Annotated in this window: 21 protein-coding genes; 9 read left to right on the forward strand and 12 right to left on the reverse strand. The window is 72.9% G+C overall.

Annotation, left to right across the window (positions count from 1 at the left end; translation table 11 throughout):
- Positions 1-16: 16 nt before the first annotated feature.
- The 6 genes from BLV76_RS05430 to BLV76_RS05455 are packed head-to-tail and all read right to left on the reverse strand — an operon-like array spanning position 17 to position 5,846.
- Positions 17-700 carry a response regulator gene (locus tag BLV76_RS05430; RefSeq protein ID WP_245734551.1) on the reverse strand — a complete coding sequence of 228 codons (684 nt, stop codon included), beginning with the start codon at positions 698-700 and terminating at the stop codon, positions 17-19.
- On the reverse strand, positions 673-2,031 hold the full coding sequence (locus BLV76_RS05435) for a sensor histidine kinase (RefSeq protein ID WP_090968217.1): 1,359 nt from the start codon (positions 2,029-2,031) through the stop codon (positions 673-675). Before BLV76_RS05435 ends, BLV76_RS05430 begins: the two co-directional genes overlap by 28 nt.
- Positions 2,028-3,083 (reverse strand): acyltransferase family protein, encoded by a 1,056-nt coding sequence (locus BLV76_RS05440; protein WP_217630269.1) that lies wholly within the window; start codon positions 3,081-3,083, stop codon positions 2,028-2,030. Before BLV76_RS05440 ends, BLV76_RS05435 begins: the two co-directional genes overlap by 4 nt.
- Positions 3,080-4,036 carry a D-alanine--D-alanine ligase family protein gene (locus BLV76_RS05445; RefSeq protein ID WP_245734552.1) on the reverse strand — a complete coding sequence of 319 codons (957 nt, stop codon included), beginning with the start codon at positions 4,034-4,036 and terminating at the stop codon, positions 3,080-3,082. The genes BLV76_RS05440 and BLV76_RS05445 overlap by 4 nt, the downstream gene beginning before the upstream one ends.
- Positions 4,033-5,223 (reverse strand): alanine racemase, encoded by a 1,191-nt coding sequence (alr, locus tag BLV76_RS05450; protein WP_090968218.1) that lies wholly within the window; start codon positions 5,221-5,223, stop codon positions 4,033-4,035. Before alr ends, BLV76_RS05445 begins: the two co-directional genes overlap by 4 nt.
- Positions 5,220-5,846 (reverse strand): M15 family metallopeptidase, encoded by a 627-nt coding sequence (locus BLV76_RS05455; protein ID WP_090968219.1) that lies wholly within the window; start codon positions 5,844-5,846, stop codon positions 5,220-5,222. The genes alr and BLV76_RS05455 overlap by 4 nt, the downstream gene beginning before the upstream one ends.
- A 195-nt stretch (positions 5,847-6,041) precedes the next feature.
- Here BLV76_RS05455 and BLV76_RS05460 point away from each other — a divergent pair, with 195 nt between their 5' ends.
- A complete protein-coding gene (locus tag BLV76_RS05460; protein WP_090968220.1) occupies positions 6,042-6,614 on the forward strand; it encodes a DnaJ family domain-containing protein in 573 nt (190 codons plus the stop codon).
- Between the two features lie 3 nt (positions 6,615-6,617).
- Here the strand turns inward: BLV76_RS05460 and BLV76_RS05465 are convergent, their stop codons facing one another.
- On the reverse strand, positions 6,618-6,980 hold the full coding sequence (locus tag BLV76_RS05465; protein ID WP_090968221.1) for an NADH-quinone oxidoreductase subunit A: 363 nt from the start codon (positions 6,978-6,980) through the stop codon (positions 6,618-6,620).
- Positions 6,981-7,194: 214 nt separating this feature from the next.
- On the opposite strand from BLV76_RS05465, the gene BLV76_RS05470 reads away from it, so the two are divergent.
- From BLV76_RS05470 to BLV76_RS22435, 3 genes are all read left to right on the forward strand, one after another.
- On the forward strand, positions 7,195-8,286 hold the full coding sequence (locus tag BLV76_RS05470) for an HpcH/HpaI aldolase/citrate lyase family protein (protein WP_090968222.1): 1,092 nt from the start codon (positions 7,195-7,197) through the stop codon (positions 8,284-8,286).
- Entirely contained in the window at positions 8,283-9,149 is an 867-nt protein-coding gene (locus BLV76_RS05475; protein WP_090968223.1) for an HpcH/HpaI aldolase/citrate lyase family protein, read from the forward strand. Before BLV76_RS05470 ends, BLV76_RS05475 begins: the two co-directional genes overlap by 4 nt.
- Positions 9,150-9,262: 113 nt before the next feature.
- On the forward strand, positions 9,263-9,406 hold the full coding sequence (locus BLV76_RS22435; RefSeq protein WP_175539587.1) for a hypothetical protein: 144 nt from the start codon (positions 9,263-9,265) through the stop codon (positions 9,404-9,406).
- A 66-nt stretch (positions 9,407-9,472) separates the two neighbouring features.
- On the opposite strand, the gene BLV76_RS05480 is transcribed toward BLV76_RS22435, so the two are convergent.
- Entirely contained in the window at positions 9,473-11,269 is a 1,797-nt protein-coding gene (locus BLV76_RS05480; RefSeq protein WP_139306492.1) for a glycerophosphoryl diester phosphodiesterase membrane domain-containing protein, read from the reverse strand.
- Between the two features lie 64 nt (positions 11,270-11,333).
- Between BLV76_RS05480 and BLV76_RS05485 the strand changes: the two genes are divergently transcribed.
- Positions 11,334-12,653, forward strand: coding sequence for an MFS transporter (locus BLV76_RS05485; protein ID WP_090968225.1), 1,320 nt, complete (start codon positions 11,334-11,336; stop codon positions 12,651-12,653).
- Positions 12,654-12,656: 3 nt separating this feature from the next.
- On the opposite strand, the gene BLV76_RS05490 is transcribed toward BLV76_RS05485, so the two are convergent.
- The 3 genes from BLV76_RS05490 to hutU all read right to left on the reverse strand — a co-directional run bounded on the left by BLV76_RS05490 (position 12,657) and on the right by hutU (position 16,245).
- Positions 12,657-13,694 (reverse strand): M48 family metallopeptidase, encoded by a 1,038-nt coding sequence (locus BLV76_RS05490; RefSeq protein WP_090968226.1) that lies wholly within the window; start codon positions 13,692-13,694, stop codon positions 12,657-12,659.
- 216 nt (positions 13,695-13,910) lie between these two features.
- Positions 13,911-14,489, reverse strand: coding sequence for a DinB family protein (locus BLV76_RS05495; protein WP_090968227.1), 579 nt, complete (start codon positions 14,487-14,489; stop codon positions 13,911-13,913).
- Between the two features lie 28 nt (positions 14,490-14,517).
- The gene (gene hutU, locus BLV76_RS05500; protein WP_245734553.1) at positions 14,518-16,245 is read right to left on the reverse strand and encodes a urocanate hydratase; all 1,728 of its coding nucleotides are present in this window, start codon (positions 16,243-16,245) and stop codon (positions 14,518-14,520) included.
- 220 nt (positions 16,246-16,465) lie between these two features.
- Between hutU and BLV76_RS05505 the strand changes: the two genes are divergently transcribed.
- Positions 16,466-16,951 carry a hypothetical protein gene (locus BLV76_RS05505; RefSeq protein WP_090968228.1) on the forward strand — a complete coding sequence of 162 codons (486 nt, stop codon included), beginning with the start codon at positions 16,466-16,468 and terminating at the stop codon, positions 16,949-16,951.
- A 10-nt stretch (positions 16,952-16,961) separates the two neighbouring features.
- On the opposite strand, the gene hutH is transcribed toward BLV76_RS05505, so the two are convergent.
- On the reverse strand, positions 16,962-18,536 hold the full coding sequence (gene hutH, locus BLV76_RS05510; protein WP_090968229.1) for a histidine ammonia-lyase: 1,575 nt from the start codon (positions 18,534-18,536) through the stop codon (positions 16,962-16,964).
- Positions 18,537-18,679: 143 nt separating this feature from the next.
- Between hutH and BLV76_RS05515 the strand changes: the two genes are divergently transcribed.
- The 3 genes from BLV76_RS05515 to BLV76_RS05525 all read left to right on the forward strand — a co-directional run bounded on the left by BLV76_RS05515 (position 18,680) and on the right by BLV76_RS05525 (position 22,671).
- Positions 18,680-19,276: a hypothetical protein gene (locus BLV76_RS05515; protein ID WP_090968230.1), complete on the forward strand. Its 597-nt coding sequence runs from the start codon at positions 18,680-18,682 to the stop codon at positions 19,274-19,276.
- A gap of 1 nt (position 19,277) precedes the next feature.
- The gene (locus BLV76_RS05520) at positions 19,278-20,039 is read left to right on the forward strand and encodes an IclR family transcriptional regulator (protein ID WP_090968231.1); all 762 of its coding nucleotides are present in this window, start codon (positions 19,278-19,280) and stop codon (positions 20,037-20,039) included.
- 76 nt (positions 20,040-20,115) lie between these two features.
- On the forward strand, positions 20,116-22,671 hold the full coding sequence (locus BLV76_RS05525; protein ID WP_139306493.1) for an amidohydrolase family protein: 2,556 nt from the start codon (positions 20,116-20,118) through the stop codon (positions 22,669-22,671).

A 22,671-nucleotide genomic window follows, 5' to 3' on the forward strand; every position in this document is an offset into this window, starting at 1 on the left:
CGACGGCGTCCCGGGGTCAGTCCCCGACCAGCCCGTGCTCGTGGGCGAAGACCACGATCTGCACCCGGTCGCGGAGCGAGAGCTTGCGCAGCACCGAGCCGACGTGGGTCTTGACCGTCGACTCGGAGGCGAAGATCAGCCCGGCGATCTCGGTGTTGGACAGACCGCGCGCGACGGCGGAGAAGACCTCGCGCTCCTTGTCGGTCAGGGAGAGGTACGCCGACGGCGCAGGGGCGCGCGCGACGAACTGGCCCTGCAGGAGGAGGGACAGGTCGGCGGGGGCGAGCACCGCGTTGCCGGCGTGGACCGTGCGGATCGCGTCGCGCAGCATCACCGGCGTGGTGTCCTTGAGGAGGAACCCGCTGGCGCCGTAGCGGATGGCGGTGGCCGCGCGGTCGTCGAGGTTGAAGGTGGTCAGCACCACGACCCGCAGCGGGCGCTCCCGGCGGGAGACCCGGTCGGGCATGAAGAGCTGGCGCGTCGCCTCGACGCCGTCCATCTCGGGCATCCGGATGTCCATCAGCACCACGTCGGGCTGGAGCTCGTCGCACACGGCGACGGCCTCGAAGCCGTCGCCGGCCACGCCGACGACCTCCATCTCGTCCTGGGCGTCGACGATCACCCGGACGCCCTCGCGGAAGAGCTCCTGGTCGTCGACCAGCACGACCCGGATCACGCGCCGCCCCGCACGGGCACCCACGCGGTGGACGTGAACGTCGTCCGGCCCGCCTCGTCGCGACGTCGTACGTCGAGCCGTCCCCCGACCGCCTCGAGCCGCCGGCGCATCCCGTCGACGCCCTGGCCGGGCGCCTGGGCCGGGCTCGCCACCGGGACGGGTGCGGTCGCGTCGGAGGACACCGAACGCATCGGCTGGGTGACGTCGGGCGCGGGCTCGCCGCCCACCACGTTGCGGACCTCGATGCGCAGCTCGCCCTCCCAGTGGCGTTCGACGGTGACCGGGGCGTCCCGGCGCCCGTGCTTGATGGCGTTGGTCAGCATCTCCTGCAGGACACGGTAGGCGACCGTCTCGAGCTCGGGGGGCAGGGGCTGCGGCTGGCCGACGACGGTCGAGACGACCTCGTGGCCGCTGGAGCGGACGCCCTCGATGAGCGAGTCCAGGCTGCCGGCGCGACCGGAGGCGGTCGGGTCCTTGGTGGTCGTCAGGACCTGCCGCACGTCCTGCAACGAGGTCCGTGCCGAGGTCGCGATCGTCGCGAGGGTGTCCTTGAGCTTGTCGTTGAGCGCGAGCGGGTCGGCGTCCTTGAGGTACTGGGCGGACTCGGCCTGGGCGAGGATCACCGCCAGCGAGTGGCCCACGACGTCGTGCACGTCGCGCGCCATCCGGGTCTGCTCCTCGCGCAGGCGGGCGATCTCGCGGGCCTGCTCGGACTCCTGCACCGCACGGGCCGCGTGGTCCTCGGCGGCGACCTGCGAGACCCGCGACTGCTCCGCGCGCGATCCGAAGCGCAGCGCCAGGCCGAGCAGCCACGGCGACCCGAGGACCAGCATCCCGAGGAACGCCGCGCCGATCTGCCACGTGGCTCCGAAGCGGTAGGCCCCGTTGATGATGCTGTTGTAGTCGATGAAACCGGCGAGGACGTCGTAGACCTCGGACGCGGCGAACAGCACCACGACCGCCGCCCCCAGCGGGATCGACAGCCCGCTCAGCAGCACCACCGGGGTGCTGCCCCACCGGGCTGCGCCGAAGGCGACCGCGGCGATCGCCAGCTGGGTCAGCAGCACCGGCGTCCCGGTCGAGAGCTGGAGGAAGCAGATCACCCAGACCAGCCCCAGCGCGAGCCCCGGCATGCGACGGCTCAGGCCCACCGCGACCGCGGTGGCGAGCACCAGGAGGACCAGGGGGAACCGGCTGCCGTAGACCTGCACGGTGTTGACGGCCTCGAGGAAGCCGAGGACGAGCACGGCCGCCCCCAGGGCGAGGTCCGGCCCCCATCCCTGCAGCTGCTCCACGTCCAGGCGCCCACCGGGACGGCGGTAGTCGGACCGGGGCTGCGGCGTGCGGTCGCTCACGCCACCACCGCCTCGCGCGTACGACGCCAGCGCTGGGCAGGCCGCTCCACGAGCCGCCAGCTGATCACCGCCATGACCAGGGTCAGGACGGCCGCCACCGGGCCGGCATACTGCTCCAGCGAGGGCCGCAGCCAGAGGGTGAGCGGGTAGTTCCAGAGGTAGGCGCCGTAGGACACCGTGCCGAGGACGACCAGCGCCCGCGCCGGGCCGGTCACGGTGGTCCAGCTCCGCCACGACAGCAGCAGGACCGCGGTCAGCACAGCGATGGCGGGGCCTCCTGCCAGGTAGGTGAGGGCGTGACCCCGCAATGGAACCACGCTGAGGACCGCCAGTCCGACGAGTGCGGCAGGCGCCGCCCGGCGGGCGAGTCCGTCATACCGAGCGACACCGGTGCGCGCCGATCCGGATGACGGATCCGCGGCGCGGGCACCCAGGATCCGCGTCGCGCCGCCGATCACGAAGCAGACCGCCCACGAGGTCGGCAGCGCGTAGGCCAAGTCGGGCGCCTCGCTGAGCCACACGAGCGTGGCGACGCACGCGAGCACGCAGGCCGCGGCGACGACGACGAGCGCGAGCCGCACCCGCCCCCGCGCGAAGGCGACCACCAGCACCGCCGGCCAGACCAGGTAGAACTGCTCCTCCGTCGCGAGCGTCCACAGGTGGAAGGTCGCGTCGCTGGCGTGGCCGAAGGGCAGGTTGGCCGTCCACGTCAGTGCGACCAGCACCGTCGTGCCGAGCTCACCGCGATCGCCGAGCGGGTCGAGGAGCAGCGTCACCACGACGACGCCCGCCACGAGGAACAGAAGTGCAGGCACCAGCCGTCGCGCCCGGCGCGCGTAGAAGCGGCGCAGGTCCACCCGGCCCGTCCGCTCCAGCTCGTCGACCAGCAGACCAGTGATGAGGGAGCCGCTGAGCGCGAAGAACATCACGACCCCGACGACCCCCGCGCCGGGGAACGCCGACGGCCACGCGTGCCGCAGCATCACCAGCGCGATGGCGATCCCGCGCAGCAGGTCGATCCCGTCGATGCGCCCCGTGGTCGGCGCGCTCACGCGGGCAGCACGTCGCGGACGAGGCGGTCGAGGAGGTCGGCGTACGACACCCCTGCCGCCGCGAACATCTTCGGGACCTGCGACTGCTCGGTGAAGCCGGGCATCGTGTTGACCTCGTTGAGCACCGGGCCGGCCGGCGTGACGAAGAAGTCGACGCGCGCGACGCCGGCGCAGCCGAGGGCGTCGTAGACCGCGAGCGCGGCCTCCTCGAGCTCCTTGCGCCCGGTGTCGTCGAGGGCGGCGGGGATGCGGAAGTCGGCGCCCCCGCCGTACTTCGCCTCGAAGTCGAACCAGCCGTCCACCACGATCTCCAGCGCCGGCGAGACCACCCGCGCGCCGTCCGCGGTGCCGAGCACCGCGACGTCGATCTCACGGCCGACGACGACGTCCTCGACGAGGATCCGGTCGTCGAGCGCGAGGGCCGTCGCCAGCGCCTCGGGCAGGTCGGCGGCCTCGCGGACGAGGGAGACGCCGTGGCTCGAGCCGGCCGCGACCGGCTTCACGACGACCGGGTGCGTCCAGGTGTACGACGACGCGGTGGTTGCGGTCAGCAGCCGACCCGGCGCGGTGGCGATGCCGAGCGCCCCGGCGACGAGCTTGGTCGCCCACTTGTCCATCGCGAGGGCACCGGCGCCGACACCGGACCCGACGTAGGCCACGCCCGCCAGCTCGCAGAGCGCGGCCAGCGAGCCGTCCTCACCACGTGGGCCGTGCACGACGGGGAGCACGGCGGCGCACGACTGGAGGATCGCGACGGCCTCACCGAGCGTCAGGCGCCGCCCGCCCCCGTGCCACGCGCCGTCGGGGGCGATGGTGAGGCGGACGACGTCGTACGCCGTCGGGTCGAGCGCCGCGGCGACCGCGGCCGCGGAGGCGAGGGAGACCTCGTGCTCGCAGTTCTGGCCGCCGCCGACGACGGCCACTCGAACCAGGTCGATGGGGGTCTTCGTCACGACAGGCTCCTGAGGCGTGCTGGTGCAGTGGTGCGGGATGCGGTGGTGCGGGATGCGGGGACAGTGGTGCGGTGGACGCGGGAGCCGACGCCGGTGACGACCTCGTGCTCGATGGTGTCGGACCAGACGGCCCACTCCGCGACGGTCGGCTCCCCGGCACCGCCGGGCCCGAGGACGGTCGCGGTCTCGCCCGGGCGGACGGGCTCGTCGCCGAGGTCGACGACGACCTGGTCCATCGAGATCCGGCCGACGACCGGGCGGCGACGCCCGCGCAGCAGCACCTCGGCGCGCCCGGAGGCGACGCGGGGCAGCCCGTCGGCGTACCCGAGCGGCAGCAGCGCCAGGTGGGTCGCCGCGGGCGCGGTCCAGGTGTGGCCGTAGCCGACACCGGTGCCGGCGCGGACCCGGCGGACGCTGACCACCGGCGCGCTCAGCGTGAGGCCGTGGGAGAGCGGCGTGGTGCCGGTCGGGTCGATCCCGACCAGGCCGGCGCCGATCCGGACGTGCGTGTGGTGGCTGCGCGGGTCGAGCAGCGTCGCCGACGTCGCCGCGAGGTGGCGCATCGCGGGCCGGAGCCCGGCGCCGCGCGCGACCTCCAGCCCCCAGGCGAACCGTCGCCGGCCGAGGGCGTTGGCCTCGTGACCGGGGTCGTCCGCACACCCGAGGTGACCCATCACGCCGACGACCTCGAGCAGTCCGGCCCGCTCGGCACGACGTGCCGCCCGGCACAGCGCCGGCCACGCGGACGGCTCGGCGCCGTCGCGGGCCATGCCGGTGTCGAGGTGCAGGTGCACCCGCGCGGGTCGCTGCAGCGACGCGACCCGCAGGACCGCGTCGAGGTGCTCGCGCGACGGGACGGCTAGGTCGACGTCGGCGGCCAGCGCGGCGCCGTACGACGCGTCGAGCGGGTTGAGCCAGCTGAGGATCCGGCCGCCGAGACCCTCCGCGCGCAGGGCGAGCGCCTCGTCGATGCTGGTGACGCCGAGGGAGGTCGCGCCGCTGGCGAGCGCGGTGCGCGCGACGTCGGCCGCGCCGTGCCCGAAGCCGTCGGCCTTGACGACCGCCATCACCTCGGCGTCGGTGCGTCCCGCGAGGAGACGGGTGTTGGCGGCGATCGCGGAGAGGTCGACCTCGAGCCGCGGCCCGTGGGTCGCGCCGGTGCTCGGCACGACGGCGAGCGCACTCATGCCGCGACCGCGGCGGTGTCGGCGGGACCGTAGAGCGCCGCGTCGGCACCGGTGGTGAGCGCCCAGTAGCGGTCGCCGAAGCTCCAGTGCCACCACTCGGTCGGGTAGTTCACCAGCCCGGCGCCGCCGAGCACGCGGGCCAGCAGGTCGCGGTGCGCACGGGCGTCGGCACTGATGCCGGCCGCGGCGAAGTAGCAGGCCCCGTCGGACTGCTCGGGCGTCGCGTCGATCGGCGTACCCATGTCGAGCTCCTCGCCCGTCACGTCGACCAGCGTCAGGTCGACCGCCGCGCCCGCGACGTGCGGGGCGACCGCGACCGGGGAGACGAAGCGACTGGTGAGCACGGCGAGGTCGGCCGGCGAGATGCCCGGGTGCGCGGCACAGACCTCCGCGGAGTAGGCGTCGATGATCGCCTGCTGGTCGGCCACCGCCCGGTGGCCCTCGACCACCCGGATCGCGAGGCCGGGCGGGAGCGCTGCCTGCGCCGCCTGGAGCCGGTCGGCCAGGCCCTGCCGCACGAGCGCGCCGGCGGGGCCGAACGAGCGGTCGAGGTGGACGAGCGGCTCACCGGACTCGTGGAGTGGTACGGCGCCGACGCGCGGGTCGGAGAGCAGGATGATCATGACGACAACGGTCGTCGTCCGACCGGGTCGGACGCCTCCACCTGAGGTGCCGAGGGGCTGTCCTCGAGGACGAGATCTCCCTGACGCCCCGCTGTCGTCCCGGTCGGCACACGTGTCCGGGATGTGGCCCCTCGTGCGGCGGATTGAGGGCGGCTTCTCGGACACGTGTGGGGTGACCGGTCGTAAACTGGAGGCATGCCGGAGCAGGACCGGAGCGAGGAGTTCGAGGTCGCGGACCCCCAGACGGGGCGCCGCGAGGCGGAGCGTGACGCGCGGACGAGTCGCTCGGCCGCGGCGGCCCGGATCGCCCAGCAGGCGACCTGGGTCGACCTCCAGGTTCGTCAGGCGATGGAGCGCGGCGAGTTCGACGACCTGCCGGGGGCGGGCAAGCCGATCGAGGGTCTCGGCGCCGAGCACGACCCCGACTGGTGGGTGAAGAAGCTCGTCGAGCGCGAGAACATCGCGATCCTCCCGCCGGCCCTCGCGCTGCGCAAGGAGGACGCCGAGCTCGAGGCGAGGCTCGACCGGATCACCGCCGAGGCGGAGCTGCGCCGCCAGCTCGACGACTTCAACCGGCGCGTCGTCGAGGCCCGTCGGCAGCTCCAGGGCGGCCCGCCGGTCGTGACCCCGACCCGTGACGTCGACGCGGAGGTCGCTGCCTGGCGTGATCGGCGTACGGCCCGGATCGAGGCCCAGCGCGTGGCGCGGGCGGCCGCCGACGAGGCCGCACCGCAGCGCCCGTGGTGGCGCAGGCTCACCGGCCGCTGAGGGTCAGTCCCACTCGAGGCCGCCGCGACGCCACTCGTAGGCGTAGGCGACCGACAGGTTGAGGATGAACAGCACGACCGCGAGGTAGCCGAAGGTGCCGAGCTGGTCGAAGTGGATCGCCCACGGCACCAGGAACATGATCTCGATGTCGAAGATGATGAAGGTCATCGCGATCGTGTAGTAGCGCACCGGGATCGTCCGCCGACCGCGGCCCGGGTCGTCGACCGGCTGGATGCCGCACTCGTAGGATTCGAGCCGGACCCGGTGGTAGCGGCGCGGTCCGACGACCGAGCTCATCAGCACCGATCCGACCGCGAACAGCCCGGCGATCAGCGACAGCACGATCACCGGCAGGTAGAGCTCCATCGTGACTCCTCGTCGTCGGGGGCCTACGACACCGAGTCGTACAGGAAATACCAAAGGACGACGAGGAGACTTTGCACCCGAGACTCCCGGTTGTCGGCCGGGATCTCGGCCACTAAGCGTGGGAGTCACCGGATATCCGGTGACTCGCGCGCGCCCACGACCCGAGAGACATGCGTCATATCCGCGGATTGCTACGCGGCGGTAGTTTGCGCGCATGACACGACCCGCCAAGGACTTCTTCGCCCCCCTGGCCGTCGGGGCGCCCGCGCCGCTGCGCGAGATCCCGGCCCGGCCGAGCCGGGCGATCCACTTCTTCGACCCGGGCAACGAGAAGATGGCCGCGAAGATCCCCGACATGGTCGGCACCGTCGACGTGCTGCTCGGCAACCTCGAGGACGCGGTCAAGGCGGAGAACAAGGAGAAGTCGCGCCAGGGCCTGGTCGAGATCGGCAGGGCCACGGCCAACCTGGGCAGCACAGCGGGACCGACCCAGTTCTGGACCCGGGTCAACTCCCTCGACAGCCCGTGGGGCCTCGACGACCTGGTCACGCTCGTCACCGAGATCGGCGACAAGCTCGACGTGATCATGGTGCCGAAGGTGCAGGGCGCCGAGGACATCCACTACGTCGACCGGCTGCTCGCCCAGCTCGAGGCGAAGGCCGGTCTCGAGCGCCCGATCCTCGTGCACGCGATCCTCGAGACCGCGCGCGGCGTGGCCAACATCGAGGAGATCTGCGCGGCCAGCCCGCGCATGCAGGGCCTCTCCCTCGGCCCGGCCGACCTCGCGGCCGACCGCCGGATGAAGACCACCCGCGTCGGCGGCGGCCACCCCGGCTACCTCGTGCGCCAGGACCCGACGCGTGACGACCTCGGCGTGCCGCAGTACGACGCCGAGCGGACGTCGTACCAGCAGGACCTGTGGCACTACACGATCGCCCGCATGGTCGACGCGTGCGCGATGCACGGGATCTACCCCTACTACGGCCCATTCGGGGACATCAAGGACACCGTCGCGTGCGAGGACCAGTTCCGCAACGCGTTCCTCCTCGGCTGCGTCGGCGCGTGGAGCCTGCACCCCGTGCAGATCAAGATCGCCCACCAGGTCTTCTCCCCCAGTGTCGAGGACGTCGCGCACGCCCGCCGCGTGATCGCCGCGATGGGCGACGGCACGGGCGCGGTGATGATCGACGGCAAGATGGAGGACGACGCCTCGGTGAAGCAGTGCCAGGTGATGGTCGCCCTCGCCGACGAGCTCGCCGCGATCGACCCGGACCTCAAGGCCCTCTACGACGGGATCGACGCATGAGTGACTTCACCCCCCTCCGCTCCGTCCTCTACATGCCCGGCTCCAACGAGCGCGCGCTGGAGAAGGCGAGGACCATCGCGTGCGACGCGCTGATCCTCGACCTGGAGGACGCCGTCGCGCCCGACGCCAAGGCCTCGGCGCGCGAGGCGGCTGCCGCCGCCGTCGCCAGTGGCGCGTACGGCCGGCGCACGGTCACGATCCGCGTCAACGGCATCGGCACCGAGTGGCACGCGGCCGACCTCGTCGCCGCGGCGTCCGCCGGCCCCGACGCGGTCGTCGTGCCCAAGGTCGAGACGGCCGAGCAGGTCCGCGGCCTCGCGACCGCGCTCGAGTGGGCCGGCGCCCCCGAGCACACGAAGCTGTGGGCGATGGTCGAGACGCCCGAGGCGATCTTCGACGTCCGCGAGCTCGCGGCGGCCTCGCCGCGGCTCTCCGCGCTGGTCATCGGAACCAACGACCTCGTCAAGGAGCTGTACGCCGAGCACGTCCCGGGTCGCGCGCCGATCCTGCCGAGCCTCCACACCATCCTGCTCGCCGGCCGCGCCGCCGGCATCGCGGTGATCGACGGGGTCTACAACGACGTGAAGGACACCGAGGGATTCCTCGCCGAGTGCACGCAGGGTCGCCAGATGGGCTTCGACGGCAAGACCCTCATCCACCCCGGCCAGGTCGAGGGCGCCAACTCCGCCTTCGCCCCGAGCGAGCAGGCGGTCGAGGACGCACGCGGCCTGATCGCCGCCTTCGAGGACGGGAAGGGCGCCGGCGTGGTGACCTACAACGGCAAGATGGTGGAGAACCTCCACGTCGAGTCGGCCCGGCGCACGCTCGCGATCCACGAGGCGATCGTCGCGCTCGACGGGTGACGTGTCCGGCTTCCGGACACCACCCCCAGGGATGGAGCGAACTTCACAAACCGCTCGACCTTCGGCAGGGTGGTCCGGCCGTCCACCGTGGGCGGCATGAAGGAGGCAGAACCATGGTTGTCCTCGGACTGATCCTGTTGCTGATCGGCATCCTCGTCGGCCCCAGCATCCTGACGACGCTCGGAATCATCCTGCTCGTCGTCGGGCTCGTGCTGAACTTCGTCCCGATCGGCGGCTCGAGCCGCCGGGTCTGGTAGCACCTCCGACCACTCCCGGGCCCCGGACACCTCGGTGTCCGGGGCCCGAGTGCGTCTCCGTCCTGCTCACGACCTCGGTCCGAGGATGCGCATGATCCCGTCGAGCACCTGCCCGACCGGGCTCGCGACCGCCGCGCCGAAGTCACGGTCGACGACCGCGGCGCCGACCCGGTCGGTGATGATGCCGTCGACCCCGCGGCGGATGTAGGCGCGCAGGAGGCCGGTGTCGTTGACCGTCCAGATCCACACGTCCTTGCCGGCATCGCGTCCCTCGCGACCGATGCGGTCGGAGTAGGACCAGTCCTCCACGACGACGAAGTCCGCGCTCGTCGCCGGCAGCGCACCGAGGTTGAACGGCACCACGTAGCCGACGTCCTGCGGCACCAGCTCGCCGACCTGCTCGACCAGGTCGCGGTCGAGCGACTGCACCAGCCAGTCGTCGGGGATGTCGAGCGCTGCGAAGTCCGCCGCGACGCGCTCGGCGAAGCCCGGGGCCTCGTGGCCGTGCGGCTTGAGCTCGACCAGCAGACGGACGTCGAGCTCCTCCGCGCGGGCGGCGTACTCCTCGAACGAGGGCAGCACCGCCTCGTGCCCGCCGGCGCGCAGCGGCGTGCCCACGAGCTGGTCGAGGTCCCGGTCCCACACGTCGACGTCCTGGCCCGCGAGCCGCCCGAGGTTCGGGTCGTGCATCACGACGAGCTGCTGGTCCTTCGTCTCGAGCACGTCCATCTCGACCACGTCCGCGCCCGCGGCAGCGGCCGCCTCGAGGGCCGGGATCGTGTTCTCGACGCCCTCCGCGGTGTAGCCGCGGTGGCCGACCACGACGGTCGCGGCGGGGTCGCGGACCGTGCGCAGGTCGGCGGTGTGGGCGATCGTGCCGATCACGAGGAAGCCTGCGGACACGACCACGGCGAGGCCGGCGACGACCCGGCGCGTCCGCGAGCGCAGCCGCCGGGGAGGTACGTCGGGCTCGTCGGTGAGGTCGCGCTCCCACGACACCAGCCAGAGGGTCACCCAGGCGGCCGCGACGCCGAGCACCAGGAAGCGCGACAGGTCGACGAGGGCGAGCGAGAAGCCCGCCCACCACGCGCTGTCGGACCCGCCGACGGTGTCGGCCAGCGCGGTGACGAGGACCGCGAGCCCGGAGACCAGGCCGAGCGCGAGCAGGACCACCGCCAGCACCCCGAGGAGCGTCACGGCGGGACGCCACGGGACCCACCCGGTCGCGCGGAGGCTGTCGCGCATCGCACCCGGGAGGCTGCGCTCGGAGCCCAGGAAGATCGCGAGGGTGAGGAGCAGCCTGAGGGCGAGGTAGACGATCAGCGCGTTGACCGTCCACCACGCGAGGGTGCCGCCGGTGGTCTTGGTCAGCTCGCCGCCGATGAACGCCGGCACCGCGATGTGGGTGGTGAAGCCGCTCGTGATGCCGACGTTGGCCAGCGGCAGCAGGAAGACCGCGTAGAGGGCGAAGAGCACGAACGACAGCGGGGTGAGCTTGCGGACCATGTGGGCGAAGTCCTCGGCGAGCCCGCGGACGCTGAGCGAGCCACCCTCGAGGTGCCGCTGCGCGCAGAGGGTCAGCACCGTCAGCTCCACGAAGACCAGGGCGACCGAGACGGCGCCGAAGACCAGCAGCACGAGGATCGTCAACGGGCTCGTGAGCACCGAGGTGAGGGAGTCCATGTTGACCGCGCCGTCGTCGACCGTGTCGAGCACGAGGTCGAACAGGCGGCCCAGCAGCGGCATCCCCAGCCCGAGCACGAAGGCGTGCACGAGCGCGACGACGACGAGGTAGCCGAGGAGGTGCCGGCGCAGGACGCGTGTCGCCACCCTCGTCGGGGGCACGCCGGTCAGCGGTTCCACGGCCTCATTATGGAGGACCGGAACCCGCGTGCCCGCTGTCGGTGGCGGGCGGCATGATCGTCCGGTGAGCTCCTCGGTGACCCTGCGCCAGTTCTGGACCCAGCTGTCGCGCGAGGGTCGCTGGCTGCTGTCCACCGTCGCGATCCAGACGCTCGGCCGCGGGCTGACGCTGCCCTTCACGGTGATCTACCTCCACGAGGTGCGCGGCTTCTCGCTCGACCTCGCGGGCGCGCTGATGGCGTTCATCGCGGTCGTCGCCCTGGTCGTGACCGGGCCCGGCGGCGCGCTCACCGACCGGGTCGGCGCCCGCAACGTCCTGCTCTTCGCCACCACCTCCCAGCTCGTCGGGTGCGCGATCCTCGCCTTCGCCACCACACCCGTGCTCGCCACGCTCGCGATGGCCTTCCTGGGCATCAACTTCGGGATGTCCTGGCCGGCCTTCAACGCCCTCATCGCGGCGGTCACGACCGGTGAGATGCGCCAGCAGTACTTCGGCATCAACTTCGCGCTGGTCAACCTCGGGATCGGGGTCGGGGGGATCATCGGCGGGATCTACGCCGACGTGTCCCAGCCGCACACGTTCACGGTGATCTTCCTCGCCGACGCCGCCAGCATGCTGGTGCCGATCGGGCTCCTCCTCGGCCCGCTCCGCCACGTCGTCAGCCGGCACGACGCGCCCGACGACGCCGAGGCCGGCAGCGGGTCCTACCTCGCGATCCTGCGCAAGCCCGCGGTGATCGGGATGACCGCGCTGACCTTCTTCGCCGTCTTCGTGGGCTACGCCCAGCTCGAGGCCGGCTTCCCCGCCTTCGCGCGGCAGGTCGGCGGCGTGTCCACCGGGGTGGTCGGCTTCGCCTTCGCGATCAACACGGCCGTGATCGTGCTGCTCCAGTTCCTCGTCCTGCGGCGCATCGCCGGGCGGCGGCGTACTCGCGTGATGCTGGTGATGTGCGCGCTGTGGGCCCTGTCGTGGACGACCCTCGGCGCGACCGGGCTCGTGTCCGGCACGGCGGCCGCCGTCGGGGTGCTCGTGTTCATGGCGCTCTTCGCGCTCGGCGAGACGATGATGCAGCCGACGATCCCGGCCATCACCAACGACATGGCGCCCGACCACCTGCGCGGGCGCTACAACGCCGTCAACGCCGGCGCCTTCCAGGCCGGCGCGATCGGTGGCCCGCTCTTCGCGGGGTTCGTGCTCGACCGCGGCTGGAGCCAGGCCTACGTCGCGGTGCTCGTCGCCGGCTGCGGGCTGATCGCCGTCCTCGCGCTCGTCGTGGAGCGCCTGGTCCCGCCATCGGTCAACGGTGTCCCCGAGGAGCCGGTCGTCACCGCGGACCCGGCGACGGGCGAGCGGGCCCCGCAGGGCGAGCCCGGTGGGGCCTGACGATCAGGCGACGTCGTCGCTGCTGCCGCCGCGCCGGAACCGGTCGTTGAGCCAGCCGCTCGCCTGGCCCATCCAGCCGGCGAGGTCGTGGACCAGCTTGCCGAGGGTGTCCTGCGTGCGCTCGAAGGCGTCGGAGTAGCTCGCCGCCGCCTCCTGCGCGGCCGCGCTCACCGAGGCGGAGTCGTCGTCGGCGCGGCGGGGGTAGTCGCCGCCGAGGATCGCGGTGTAGGCACCCGAGTCGGTCCAGCGTCGCAGCTCGGTGGCGCGGACGACGGCGAACGGGTGGGTCTGCTGCTGGAGCAGCGAGAGCTTGATCAGCGACTCACGGACGTCGCCGCCCTCGTCGTACTCCGCGCCCTGCTGGAGGAACGAGGTGACGTCGAGCTCCTCGAGGGTGCCGCCGCTGGCGAGCTTCATGTGGGTGCGCAGCGCGGCGGTCGGGTCCTGGCAGGCGAGCAGCCCCGCGCGGTCGGCCGACAGCTCGGCCTTGCGCGACCACTCGAGCAGGCCGACGGTGATCATCCGGGCACCGAGGGCGCCGCCTGGGACCGCGCTGAGCAGGTTGCTGATGCTGATGAGGCGAGCCAGCAGCGTGCGGTAGACCGCGTGGCCGGTGATCGCGTGGCCGAGCTCGTGGCCGATGGCGAAGCGCAGCTCGTCGTCGTCGAGGTGGTGCACCAGGCCGGACGACAGCACGATGATCGGCTTGTCCATGCCGACGGTCTGCGCGGTCAGCCTCGGGTCGGCCGAGACGTACATCTCCGGCAACGTGGTGCAGTCGAGGCTCTGGCCGACCTCGGCGAGCAGCCGGTGCAGCCGGGCGAACTGCCGCTCGTCGACCCGCACCGCCGAGCCGAGCAGCGTCAGCCGGTACGTGCGCTCGCGGAAGACGCCGGACATGGTCTTGAGCACCACGTCGAAGCCCTTGAGCTTGCGCAGCGCGACCAGTGCACCCCGGTCAGCGGGGTGCTCCCACGCCCGCGAGCTGATGTCGGTCAGTGCGACGCGCGAGCGCGCCGGCTTCTTGTCCCCCGTTGCCATGGCGGAATCCTCGCCCATGACGCCGGGAAAGTCAGCCGTTCGAAAGTCTTCGCCGGCCTCCCGGCCGAGGTGGACTCGCGCGTCGCCGGACCCGAGGCTGTGCAACTTTCGTTGCGGGTGGTCGCGCGGCGCTCAAGGAGTGCGCGAAAGCTTTCGCGCAGGGAGGACAGGCCGGTCCTCCCTGCGCACAGCAACTTTCAGGCGCGGCGCGGGACGTCAGTCGGCAAGACGGGCGGCCTCCTCGATCTGCGCCCGGCGCACGGCCCAGAACGCCGCGTCGTGCCCGGCGTCGGCCATCGCCTCGGCATCCGTGCCGACGGCACCGTCGATCTCCTCGCGGAGGATGTCGGCGTGCCCGGCGTGCCGGCTGGTCTCGGCCAGGACGTGGACGAGGACGTTGAACAGCGGCACCTCGGCATCGCCCCACCACGCGACGCGACCCGTCGAGGAGAGCTCGAGCGCCTCGATCGTCGCGTCGCCGTGCGCCCACACGCGCCGGTAGCGGTCGACGACCTCGTCGCGCGACTCGTCCGCCGTGGCCCACATGTCGGCGAGGCGCTCCTCCTCCACGTCCCAGCGCGACAGCGGCTCGGGGAAGGGACGACCGAACACCTCGCCGAGGTACCTCGCCTCCCACGTCGCCAGGTGCTTCACCAACCCGAGCAGGTTGGTGCCCGTGGTGGTCAGCGGACGGCGAACGTCGTACTCCGACACGCCCTCGAGCTTGGCGAGGACCGCCTCGCGCTCGTGCTGGAGGTAGCGGTGGAGGTTCGTCTTGGCGGCCGAGTCGTCCATGGTGTCACCCTGCCACCGCCCGGCGGCGTCAGCCGCGGGACACCGGCTCGACGGGGATCGTGACCCCGCGCTCCTCGGCGACCTCGATGGCCCGGTCGTAGCCGGCGTCGACGTGGCGGATGACGCCCATGCCGGGGTCGTTGGTCAGCACCCGCTGGATCTTCTCCGCGGCGAGGTCGGTGCCGTCGGCGACCGTCACCTGGCCGGCGTGGAGCGAGCGACCGATGCCGACACCGCCGCCGTGGTGGAACGACACCCAGGTGGCGCCGGAGGCGGTGTTGACCAGCGCGTTGAGGATCGCCCAGTCGGCGATCGCGTCGGAGCCGTCGAGCATCGACTCGGTCTCACGGTAGGGCGAGGCGACGGAGCCGCAGTCGAGATGGTCGCGCCCGATCACGATCGGCGCCTTCAGCTCGCCACTGGCGACCATCTCGTTGAACCTCGCGCCGGCCCTCGCGCGGTCGCCGTAGCCGAGCCAGCAGATGCGCGCCGGCAGGCCCTGGAACTGCACCCGCTCGCGGGCCATGTCGAGCCACGCGTGCAGCCGGGCGTACTCCGGCTTCTCGTCGGCCGGGAAGAGCTCCTTGATCGCGCGGTCGGTGGCGTAGATGTCTTCGGGGTCGCCCGACAGCGCGGCCCAGCGGAACGGGCCCTTGCCCTCGCAGAAGAGCGGGCGGATGTAGGCCGGCACGAAGCCGGGGAACTCGAAGGCGCGGTCGTAGCCGCCCTTGCGGGCCTCGTCGCGGATCGAGTTGCCGTAGTCGAAGACCTCGGCGCCGGCGTCTTGGAACTCGACCATCGCCCGGACGTGGCGGGCCATCGACTCCTGGCTGCGCTTGGTGAACCCGCGCGGGTCGTCGGTGCGCTCGCGCTCCCAGTCGTCGTACGACGTCCCGGCGGGGAGGTAGAAGAGCGGGTCGTGGGCCGACGTCTGGTCGGTGACGATGTCGACGAGCGGTCCTCCCCCGTCCGCGGAGCCGCCCTCGACCCGGTCGAGGTGGCGCTCCAGCAGCTCGGGCAGCAGGTCGGCGGCGTTGCCGAGCAGGCCGATCGACAGGCCACGGCGCTCGCCGCGGGCCTCGAGCGCGAGCTCGATCGCGTGGTCGAGGTCGCGTGCCTGGACGTCGAGGTAGCGGGTCTCGAGGCGACGGTCGATGCGGTGCTGGTCGACCTCGATGCAGATCGCGACGCCGTCGTTCATGGTGACGGCCAGCGGCTGCGCGCCGCCCATCCCGCCGAGGCCGGCGGTCACCGTGATCGTGCCCGCGAGGGTGCCGCCGAACCTCTTGTCGGCGATCGCGGCGAACGTCTCGAAGGTGCCCTGCAGGATGCCCTGGGTGCCGATGTAGATCCACGAGCCGGCGGTCATCTGGCCGTACATCGTCAGCCCGAGGTCCTCGAGCCGGCGGAACTCCTCCCAGCTCGCCCAGTCGCCGACGAGGTTGGAGTTGGCGATCAGCACGCGCGGCGCCCACTCGTGGGTGCGCATCACGCCGACCGGCTTGCCCGACTGCACGAGCAGGGTCTCGTCGTCCTCCAGGTCGCGCAGGGTGCGGAGGAGGGCGTCGTACGCCTCCCAGCTGCGCGCGGCCTTGCCGGTGCCGCCGTAGACGACGAGGTCCTCGGGGCGCTCGGCGTTGTCGGGGTCGAGGTTGTTCATCAGCATCCGCAGCGGCGCCTCGGTCTGCCACGACCTCGCGGTCAGGTCGGTGCCGTGGGCGGCGTGGATGGGGAGGCGGGGGTTGGGCTCGGTCACGACGATGCTCCTGGCGCAGACGGTGGTCGAGGGTTGGGACCATCGAACGCCCGCCGAGGATCCGTGCCAACCCGGCGATCCGGCAGAGTCGTCTCGGATCCGAGACCGGGTGGACGTCGGAGACGACCGAGGCTCCGGCGGGGACGTGGTCGAGCGCGACACCGCCACCCTCCGTCCGCGGGCGCTGTTCCCGTGGGGTGAAGGGGTCTATTTTCTGGCCATGGGAGATCAGCTGCTCACGCAATCGGCGGACGACCGGCGCAGGTACGACCTCGAGGGCGTCGGCTCGATCCGCCGGATGAGCCTGTTCTCGCGGACCGCGCTGCTGCTCCCGGCGGACGGCGAACCGTTCACCGCCCAGTCGCGCGGACTGCTCAGCGGCGAGTCGGAGGCCGTGGCCGCGGGCGGTGAGCAGGTCGGTGAGTACACCCACCCCGACCTGCTGACCCGCAGCGGCCGGGTGCGCTGGCACGAGCGCACGCTGCGCCTGCGGACCACTCCCGTGCTGGTCAGCCGCTTCGAGCTGATCGAGGACGGTGCCGCGCTGCTCGAGGTGCAGGCCACCGGCTGGGGTCACCCGCCGGCAAAGGTGACCGTGCGCGACGCGAGCGACCGCGGTCTGCTCCTCTTCGCGCTCTGGCTGGCGCAGGGCTTCGTCGACCACGACTCCGGACGCGGCCGGACGGGCGCCGGGGCGCCCACCTGACCGCGGAGGGTCAGGCCAGCTCCCCCACCACGGCCTCGGCCGCCGCGAGCACCGCGCCCGACTGCACGAGCCCCACGACGGCCTCGATCTCGGGCGAGAGGTGGCGGTCCGGGCCGGGACCGGCGATGCCGTTGCCGCGCAGCAGCGCCACCACCGCCGCGGTCGCCGGCGACGGCGTCAGCGGGGCGCGCAGGTCGAGCGCACGGGCCGCGGTCAGCACCTCGATCGCCACCACCCGGGAGAGGCCGTCGACGGCCGTGCGCAGCTTGCGGGCGGCGTTCCAGCCCATCGAGACGTGGTCCTCCTGCATCGCGCTGGAGGGGATCGAGTCGACGGACGCGGGCACGGCGAGGCGCTTGAGCTCGGAGACGATCGCGGCCTGGGTGTACTGGGCGATCATGTGGCCGCTGTCGACGCCCGGGTCGTCGGCCAGGAACGGCGGCAGCCCGTGGCTGCGCGCCCGGTCGAGGAAGCGGTCCGTACGACGCTCGCTGATCGAGGCCACGTCGGCCGCGACGATCGCGAGGAAGTCGAGCACGTAGGCGACCGGGGCGCCGTGGAAGTTGCCGTTGGACTCGACCGAGTCGCCGATCACCACGGGGTTGTCGATCGCGCTCGCGAGCTCGCGGCCCGCCACCACTGCGGCGTGCTCGACGGTGTCACGAGCGGCGCCGTGCACCTGGGGCGAGCAGCGCAGCGAGTAGGCGTCCTGCACCCGGTTGCACTGTGGCCCTTCCCCTGGCCCGGTGCGGTGCGACGCCACGATCGCCGAGTCGGACATCAGCGCGGTGAGGTTGGCCGCGGACAGCGCCTGGCCGGGGTGCGGCCGGATCGCCTGGAGCGCGGGCGCGAAGACCCGGTCGGTGCCGAGCTGGCCCTCGACGCTCATCGCGGCCGCGATGTCGGCCGTGCGCAGCAGCATCCGCAGGTCGGTGATCGCCATGACGAGCATGCCGAGCATCCCGTCGGTGCCGTTGATGAGGGCCAGGCCCTCCTTGGCGACCAGCTCGACCGGCTCGAGGCCGGCCGCGGCCAGGGCGTCGGCCGCCGGCATCAGCGTCCCGGCGGCGTCACGGACCTCGCCCTCCCCCATGAGTGCGAGCGCGCAGTGCGACAGCGGCGCGAGGTCGCCCGAGCAGCCGAGCGAGCCGTACTCCCGGACCACCGGCGTGATGCCGTGCGAGAGCAGGCCGGCCATGAGCCGGGCCGTCTCACGCCGTACGCCGGTGTGGCCGGTGGCGAGCGTGGAGAGACGGAGCAGCATGAGGCCCCGCACCACCTCGCGCTCGACCTCCGGACCCGAGCCGGCGGCGTGCGAGCGGACGAGGGAGCGCTGGAGCTGGGCCCGCATCTCGGTGGGGATGTGGCGGGTGGCGAGTGCGCCGAAGCCGGTGCTGACGCCGTAGGTCGGCGTCTCCGCGGCGGCGAGGGTCTCGATGACGCCGCGGGCGTGGTCGATCGCGCCGAGCGCCTCCTCGGTGAGCTCGACGGGAGCGCCGCCGCGGGCGACGCGGACGAGGTCGTCGAAGGAGACGGGGCCGACCCCGAGCTGCACGGGGGTCCGGACGGACTGGCTGTTCTGCATGCGATCCATCCAACTCCCGGCCCCGGCGTCCCGCCAGAGTCCCGCACACGGCCGGGGTCTGGCATACGAGACACACTCAAGGACGTGGGCCGAGGCCCGCCGATGCTGCCAGACTGGCCGTACTCCCTGCGAAAAGAGGAACAGTGACTGCCGTCGTCATCGTCATCGTCGTCGTGATCATCGCGATCGGGGTCGCGCTGTTCCTGGGTCAGCGGACCAGGCGGAGGGCGAGCATCGACCGCTCGCAGGAGATCCGCACGCAGGCCGCCACCGACGCCGCTGCCGCCGTGCCGCCGGCGCAGGAGCGCGCCGCCGTCGCGGAGGCCGACGCCGAGCAGGCGCGCGCCGAGGCCGAGGCCGCCGAGCGCCGCGCCGCGGAGGCCGACGCCGAGGCGGAGCGGGCACGCCTCGAGGCGCAGCAGGCCGAGGCCGTCCACGAGGACCAGGTCCGCGAGGCAGATCGTCTCGACCCGCGTGTCGACCAGGAGGCCGACACCTACGAGCCGCAGCTCCCGGGCACCGCCGACCAGCAGCCGACCCCTCCGCCGGCCGCCGACGAGGTGGCCACCGAACCCGCGTCGGCGCCCCCGGCGGAGGCCCCCGACCAGCAGCCGCCGCTGCTCCCCCGTCGCACCCGCGGCGCCCAGGAGATGCCGGGCAAGCCGATCGAGCAGACCGACGCAGGCGGCGGCTGGTTCACGAAGAAGGCACCCGAGCACCCGGACGACACCAGGCCGTGACGTGAGCCAGGTCCCGGCCGCGACCCGCGCCCTACGGGTCCTGCGGTTCCTGGCCACGCAGGCCGACCCCGTCCCCCTCGAACGCATCCTGCGCGCGTGCGACCTGCCGCGGAGCACGGCGTACCACCTGCTCAACACGATGATCGACGAGGGCTTCGTCGTGCACCTGCCCGACGAGCACCGCTACGGCCTCGGCGTGGCGGCCTTCGAGGTGGGCAGCGGGTTCACCCGGCAGGAGCCGCTCGCCCGGCTCGCGCGGCGCCCGCTGGCCGAGCTGGTCGACCGCACCGGCCACGGCGCACACCTCGCCGTGCTGCACGGCCGTGACGTGCTCTACGTCATCGAGGAACGCGCCCCCGGCCTGCCACCACTGGTCACCGACGTCGGCGTTCGCCTGCCCGCCCACCTGACCGCCTCGGGTCGCGCGATCCTCGCGGCGCTGCCGGCGAGCCAGGTCCGCGCGCTCTACCCCGACCGCGACGCGTTCGTCGACCGCCACGGGAAGGGCCCGGCGTCGCTCAGCGCGCTCCGGACGGTGCTCTCCGAGACCCGGCAGCGCGGCCACGCGACCGAGGACGGAGAGGTGACTCCCGGGCTCCGGAGCGTCGCGGCCGCCGTGCTCGACCACAACCGGCACCCGGTCGCGGGCGTCGCGGTGACGTTCCCCCACGACGCCGACTCCGACGGCGCGGCCATCGCCACGGCCGTCGCGCAGACCGCCGACCGGCTCACCCGCCGGGTCAGCGGAGGGGTTGCCACGTGACCCCGGACACGTCACCGTCGTTCACCTCCTGACGACAGGAGCTCTCGTGGACCGGACGCCTCGCAACCTTCAGCACGTGCTGATCTCCCTCCTCGCAGCAGGCGGGCTGGTGACGGGAGGGGTCCTCTCGGCAGTGCCCGACGGTGAGCCGGCGGCCGACCTGATCACGACCTACGACGCCGAGACGAAGGCGCGCGCGGCCGCGCTGGCCGGCCCGGCGCCGATCACCGACCCCGGGGCGATGGCCCTGGCGACCGCCGCCGGGACCGGCCGCCTCGACGGGCACGGCCACGTGCACAACGACCCGCGGACCAAGAACGCGATCAGTCGCAGCGGCGAGGCGACCGCCCATCCCGACCCGACGACGCCGGCACAGCGGCAGGCGAGCCGCGCCCGCGTCGCGAGCCAGCGCACGCTGGCAGAACCGCGGCTGGTGAAGGTGCCGCTGCGGAGCAAGCGGCGAGCCGTCCCGGAGAGCAGGTACGCCATGGCCGGGGGCTGCTACGACCTCGGCGGGCGGCCGACCACGTTCCAGGCCACCGGGCTCGGCAGCTACCTCCTCTACGCGACCGACCGGACCTTCCTCGCCGCCTCGGGCACTGACGGCGCGACCTTCGCGGCCAACCCGTCGGACGCGGCGGACTGGACGGTCCGCAGGGCCGGGAGGGGCCGCTTCACCTTCACCCTCGCCGACGGTCGGTCGCTGCGGCGCGCGTCCGGGGGCTTCGCCACCACCAGCGGCGCCGCCAGCCCGATCGCGCTCCGCCTCACCGAGGGCTGCACCGCCTTCCCCGAGGTCGAGACCAACGTCAGCGGACGGCCCTTCGGCGGAGTCACGCCCTTCCAGGAGGTCCGCGGCTACGTCGACCCGCACGTCCACGGCCAGACCCACGAGTTCCTCGGCGGACGGGTGATCTGCAGCCCGCCCTTCCACAGGTACGGCGCCGCCGCCGCGCTGGTCGACTGCCCCGACCACCAGGTCGCCGACGGTCGCGGCGCGCTCCTCGAGGACGTGCTGGCCGAGAAGACGCCCGGCACCGGCCACGACCCGGTCGGCTGGCCGACGTTCTCCTACTGGCCCAACCCGCACTCGCTGACGCACCAGCAGGTCTACTACAAGTGGCTCGAGCGCTCGTGGCGCGCCGGGCTGCGCATCCACACGAGCCTGCTCACCGAGAACAACGTGCTCTGCGCGATCTACCCGCTCAAGAAGAACTCGTGCGACGACCGCGACGCCGTCCGCCTCCAGGCCGGCGACATGCGCGCGATGCAGGACTACATCGACGCGCAGTACGGCGGTCCCGGCCGCGGTTGGTACCGCATCGTCGGCGACCCCTTCGAGGCCCGGAAGGTCATCAACGAGGGCAAGCTCGCGGTGATCATGGGCATGGAGACGTCCGTCCCGCTCGGCTGCAACGTCCAGCTGGGCAGGCCGACGTGCACCGAGGAGCAGATGCTCGAGGAGCTCGCCCAGGTGCGCGCGCTGGGCGTGAGCCAGATGGAGCTCACCAACAAGTTCGACAACGCCTTCACCGGGGTCGCCGGCGACGCGGGCACCACCGGCACGTTGACCAACGCGGCGAACTTCCTCAACACCGGCTCCTTCCTGCGGATGCAGACGTGCCCGTCGACCGACGCGCCCGGCGTCGAGGACCGGCTCCAGTCGCCGAACCGCGGCGACCTGCCCAGCCCGCCCGGCGACCAGCTGCCCGACCAGGACGCGATCTTCGGTGCGATCTGGAAGCTCTTCGGCGACACCGGCATCCAGCCGGGCCCGATCTATCCCGCCGGCCCGCACTGCAACCAGCTCGGCTTCAGCCCGCTCGGCGAGAAGCTGCTCGACGCGATGATCGACCAGAAGATCCTCTTCGACCCCGACCACATGAGCGTCGCGGGCCGCACCGCTGCGCTCGACTACATGGAGCAGCAGCAGGCCGCCGGCCGCCCGGTCGGCGTGGTGTCGTCCCACTCGTGGTCGACGCCCGACGCCTACCCGCGGATCTACCGGCTCGGCGGTTTCGTCGCCCCCTACGCGGGCGACTCCATCGGGTTCGTCGACAAGTGGCGCCAGCACCTCGGGTGGAGCGACCCGCGCTTCTACTTCGGCTTCGGGTTCGGCTCGGACATGAACGGCTTCGGCGCCCAGGGAGACCCGCGCGGGGCCGACGCGGCCGACCCGGTGACGTACCCCTTCACCGGGCTCGGCGGCGTCACGATCAGCCAGCAGCGCAGTGGCGAGCGGGTCTACGACATCAACACCGACGGCGTCGCCCACTACGGGTTGTACGCCGACTGGGTCGAGGACGCCGAGCACGTGGCCGGTGCCGACGGTCCCGCTCTCGCCGACGACCTGTCGCGCGGCGCCGAGGCCTACCTCCAGACCTGGGAGCGGGCGTGGGGCGTCGCGCCCGACTCCTGCCGCAACCCGGGCCTGCGCCGGTCCGTGCAGGCGTTCACCAGGCTGGCGGCGCCCGGGACCAGGACGCGTGAGCTCATGCGGCGCGTCGGCCAGCCGTGGCAGCGGCTGGGCCGGGAGTTCACCTACTGCGCGAGGACCTCGGGGAAGGAGCGCGTGCTGATGACGGTCCGGCTGTCCGGCGCCGGCACGGTGCAGGTCGTGCGTCGGGCCTGA

The sequence above is a fragment of the Nocardioides exalbidus genome (genome assembly GCF_900105585.1).
GTDB lineage: Bacteria > Actinomycetota > Actinomycetes > Propionibacteriales > Nocardioidaceae > Nocardioides > Nocardioides exalbidus.

What these genes read in the sequence shown, in the direction of transcription:
- alr (WP_090968218.1), bottom strand. Translation starts at nt 5,223, where the DNA reads ATGAGTGCGCTCGCCGTCGTGCCGAGCACCGGCGCGACCCACGGGCCG.
- BLV76_RS05455 (WP_090968219.1), bottom strand. Translation starts at nt 5,846, where the DNA reads ATGATCATCCTGCTCTCCGACCCGCGCGTCGGCGCCGTACCACTCCAC.
- BLV76_RS05460 (WP_090968220.1), top strand. Translation starts at nt 6,042, where the DNA reads ATGCCGGAGCAGGACCGGAGCGAGGAGTTCGAGGTCGCGGACCCCCAG.
- BLV76_RS05465 (WP_090968221.1), bottom strand. Translation starts at nt 6,980, where the DNA reads ATGGAGCTCTACCTGCCGGTGATCGTGCTGTCGCTGATCGCCGGGCTG.
- BLV76_RS05470 (WP_090968222.1), top strand. Translation starts at nt 7,195, where the DNA reads ATGACACGACCCGCCAAGGACTTCTTCGCCCCCCTGGCCGTCGGGGCG.
- BLV76_RS05475 (WP_090968223.1), top strand. Translation starts at nt 8,283, where the DNA reads ATGAGTGACTTCACCCCCCTCCGCTCCGTCCTCTACATGCCCGGCTCC.
- BLV76_RS22435 (WP_175539587.1), top strand. Translation starts at nt 9,263, where the DNA reads ATGGTTGTCCTCGGACTGATCCTGTTGCTGATCGGCATCCTCGTCGGC.
- BLV76_RS05490 (WP_090968226.1), bottom strand. Translation starts at nt 13,694, where the DNA reads ATGGCAACGGGGGACAAGAAGCCGGCGCGCTCGCGCGTCGCACTGACC.
- BLV76_RS05495 (WP_090968227.1), bottom strand. Translation starts at nt 14,489, where the DNA reads ATGGACGACTCGGCCGCCAAGACGAACCTCCACCGCTACCTCCAGCAC.
- BLV76_RS05505 (WP_090968228.1), top strand. Translation starts at nt 16,466, where the DNA reads ATGGGAGATCAGCTGCTCACGCAATCGGCGGACGACCGGCGCAGGTAC.
- hutH (WP_090968229.1), bottom strand. Translation starts at nt 18,536, where the DNA reads ATGCAGAACAGCCAGTCCGTCCGGACCCCCGTGCAGCTCGGGGTCGGC.